Here is a 3,559-nt window from a genome sequence, read left to right as displayed (position 1 = left end):
AGGAGAGACGCATGACGCACAGCACCGGCAGGGGGAACGGCGAGGCGGGGCCCTGGTTCGCCGACCAGGGCTCGGCCTCGTCCGACGTGTTCGGCGGACCTGAGGGCGACGTCGGCACGCGCGACGGGCACGGCCCGGGCCGGGGCGGGCCGCGGCACCGCAGCCGTGCCCGGCTGTGGTGGCTCGTGGCCGGAGCGGTCGCACTGGTCGCGATCGTGACGTCCGTCGTCCTGCTGGCCCTGCACGACCCCGAGCCGCCACCGCCCCTGGAGCCGGAGGTCGTGACGCTGCCCGTCCCGTCGCCCACCGTCGACCCGGTCGAGCGTGAGGAGGGCACGGTCTTCTACCAGGCGCTGCCGTCGACGGTGCTGGCGTACGCGGTCGGCACCAGCGAGGAGGACCAGGACCTGCTGGCCGCCGGTGCGCTCGAGGGCTACCGGCTGGAGTACACCGACGGGCAGAGCACGCTCACGCTGCGGGCCGGCCAGTGGGCCGAGCCCGAGGCGACCCTGGCAGCGTTCGAGGAGCTGGTCGAGGGGCTGGACCAGCCGGACGGCGAGGAGTCCCCGGGCGTCGAGGACGTCGAGCCGCGCGAGGACGCCGAGACCACCCCCGAGGCGATCCCCGACGAGGGAACCGTGGAGGTCGACGGCCAGGAGGTCGGCCGCTACCTGGTGGTGCCCGACGGTCAGGGCCGCGCCACCGTCGTGTGGACCAACGACACGGTGCTCATCTCCGTCGAGGGTCCCGAGCAGGACGTCCGGGACGTGTTCGTCGCCTACCCGTTGTGAGGGGACCGCTGCGGGCCCCTCGTCGGTAGGCTCGGGCCGGCACCCTCACCCCGACCGCCCCACTCAGGAGGACCTGTGATCTCTGGCACACCCGGCCGCGTCGGCGTCATCGGCGGGGGCGTGATGGGCCAGGCGCTGGTCGGCGCGATGCTCGAGGCCGGGGTCGACGTCGACGACCTGGTGGTGTGCGAACCTGCGGCAGCCAGGGCCACCGAGGTCTCCAGCAGGTTCGGGGTGCGCGCGGCGGACTCCGCCCGCAAGGTCGCGAGCCGGTGCGACGTGCTGGTCCTGGCGGTCAAGCCCGCCGACCTCGACCAGGTCCTGGGCGAGGTGCGCGAGGCCCTGGACCCCGGCACCGTCGTGGTGAGCGTCGCCGCGGGCGTCCCCTGCGCGTTCTACGAGCGTCGCCTGGCCGACGCCACCCCCGTGGTGCGGGTGATGCCGAACACCCCGGCGCTGGTCGGGCAGGGCGCGAGCGCCGTGTGCGCAGGCGCCCACGCCACCCCGGAGCACCTGGAGCAGGTCCGCACGCTCCTGGCGCGCACCGGCCTGGTCCTCACCGTCCCCGAGAAGCACATGGACGCGGTGACGGCGGTCTCCGGCTCCGGGCCCGCGTACGTGTTCTACCTGCTGGACGCCCTCGCCGAGGCCGGGGTGCTCCTGGGCCTGCCCCGCGACCAGGCCACACAGCTCGCCACCGCGACGTTCCGGGGCGCGGTGGCCCTGCAGGAGGAGACCGGCGAGCACCCCGTCGTGCTGCGCGAGCGCGTCTCGTCGCCCGGAGGCACCACGGTCGCGGCCGTCCGGCAGCTGGACGTCCACGGCGTCCGGGCGGGTGTGCTGGCCGCCGCCGAGGCCGCCCGCGACCGCTCCCGCGAGCTCGCCGCCGAGCAGGACTGATGAGCCCTCCACGTCGCCCCCCGGCCATGAGCGACGTGGCCGCGCTCGCCGGGGTGTCGCACCAGACGGTCTCCCGGGTGCTCAACGGGCACCTCAGCGTGCGACCCGAGACCCGGGAACGGGTCCTGCAGGCCATCGCCGACCTCGGGTACCGCCGCAACTCCGCCGCCAGGGCCCTGGTCACCCGGCGCACGGGCACCGTCGGCGTCGTCACCTCGACCGGCTCGCTGTTCGGGCCGTCCAGCTCCCTGCTGGCCGTCGAGGAGGCCGCGCGCGACGCCGGCTACTTCGTGAGCGTCGCGTCGGTGGCCCACTGGGAGCGTGCCGCGCTGGACCGCGCCCTGGACCACTTCCTGTCCCAGGGCGTGGAGGGCGTCATCGTGATGGCCGACCACGACCGCGCCATCGAGGCGGTGGTGGGTTTCGACACGGCCGTCCCGGTGATCATGCTCGGCCCGGCCGCCACCGCCCACCCCGACCTCATGGTCATCGGGGTCGACCAGCAGCTGGGCGGACGGCTCGCGACCCGGCACCTGCTCGACCTGGGGCACACCCAGGTGCTGCACGTGAGCGGCCCCGCGGACTGGCCCGGCGCCCGGGCGCGCGTCGAGGGATGGCGCACGGAGCTCCAGGCCGCCGGCCTCGACCCCGGCGACCCGCTACCCGGCGACTGGAGCCCCGACCGCGGCTACGAGGTCGGCACCACCCTGGTCCGCGAAGGGCTGCCCTCGGCGGTGTTCACCACCAACGACCACATGGCGCTGGGTCTGCTCCGGGCGTTCGCCGAGGCCGGGGTGCGCGTCCCGCAGGACGTGTCAGTCGTGGGGTTCGACGACATCCACGGCTCCGACCACTTCCACCCGCCCCTGACCACCGTCCGGCAGGACTTCCGGACGTTGGGACAACGGTGCATGGCGGCGCTCCTGGCGGCCATCGCCGAGGACGAGGACGTGCTGCTGGACCCCGTCGAGCCGCTGCTGGTGGTGCGTGCCAGCAGCGGGCCACCCCGCCAGGGCCGTTGAGACCGAGACGAGGAGCGTGACGTGGGCCGATGGGGACGGGGCAGACCCCGACGGTGGGCGGCGCTGTGGGCGGTCGTGCTCGGCCTCCTGGTCCTGTCCGGTGGCCCCGCGTGGGCACACGTGGAGCTCGTGCAGGTCGACCCACCTGACGGGCAGACGCTCCAGGAGGCACCACCCCACGTCACCCTGACCTTCGACGACGACGTGGACCTCGTCCCGGGAGGGATGCTCCTGTACGGGCCCGACGGCAGGGCCGTCACGCTGGAGGCCGAGGCGCAGGACCGCACCGTGACCGTCACCGTGCCCGAGGGCCTCGGCCGGGGCACATGGGTGCTGACCTGGCGGGTCCTGGCCCACGACGCGCACGCGTTCGCCGGCTCCACGGCGTTCAGCGTGAGCACCGCCACACCCCTGCCCGACCTCGACCTGGACCAGACGTCCCCCGTCACCTCGGTGCTGCACACCACACTCCAGGGCCTGACCTACGCCGGCGTCCTGGTGGTCACCGGCCTGGCCATCCTGCGCACCACCGCACTGCGCGGGGTACCCGTCCCACCGGTGGTCGCCGGGCGGCTGCGCACCGTCGGTGGGGTGGCCGCACTGCTCGCAGCGCTCGCGGCCGCCCTCATGCTCCCGGTCCTGACCGCCTGGCAGCTGGGCCTGGGCCCGGACGCCCTGCTCGGGCCCGACCCCTGGCGCCTCGGTCTGCGTCAGCCGTGGGCCCTCTCGGCGGCCCTGGTCGTCGTGGGGGTGGCCGCCTGCTGGACCGGCCTGCGGGTCCGCAGCAGGGTGCTCGCCGCGGTCGGCGCGTGGGTCGGTGCGGCGCTCGCGGTGGGGGCGTTCGTG

At 75.0% G+C, this 3,559-nt stretch carries 4 protein-coding genes; all 4 read left to right on the top strand.

Features of this window, described 5'->3' with window-relative positions:
- Positions 1–791, top strand: a 791-nt coding sequence (locus N869_RS13645; RefSeq protein ID WP_232229746.1) for a hypothetical protein, incomplete at its 5' end; no start/stop codon positions are given.
- 75 nt (positions 792–866) lie between these two features.
- Positions 867–1,691 carry a pyrroline-5-carboxylate reductase gene (gene proC, locus N869_RS13640; RefSeq protein ID WP_232229744.1) on the top strand — a complete coding sequence of 275 codons (825 nt, stop codon included), beginning with the start codon at positions 867–869 and terminating at the stop codon, positions 1,689–1,691.
- Positions 1,691–2,713: a LacI family DNA-binding transcriptional regulator gene (locus N869_RS13635; protein ID WP_232229743.1), complete on the top strand. Its 1,023-nt coding sequence runs from the start codon at positions 1,691–1,693 to the stop codon at positions 2,711–2,713. Before proC ends, N869_RS13635 begins: the two co-directional genes overlap by 1 nt.
- Positions 2,714–2,734: 21 nt before the next feature.
- Positions 2,735–3,559 (top strand): copper resistance CopC family protein (locus N869_RS13630; RefSeq protein ID WP_035062471.1); only part of this gene is annotated, 825 nt, incomplete at its 3' end.

The sequence above is a fragment of the Cellulomonas bogoriensis 69B4 = DSM 16987 genome, from assembly GCF_000767165.1.
Classification (GTDB): Bacteria; Actinomycetota; Actinomycetes; order Actinomycetales; family Cellulomonadaceae; genus Actinotalea; species Actinotalea bogoriensis.
This window is presented reverse-complemented; position numbering and strand designations above follow the sequence as displayed.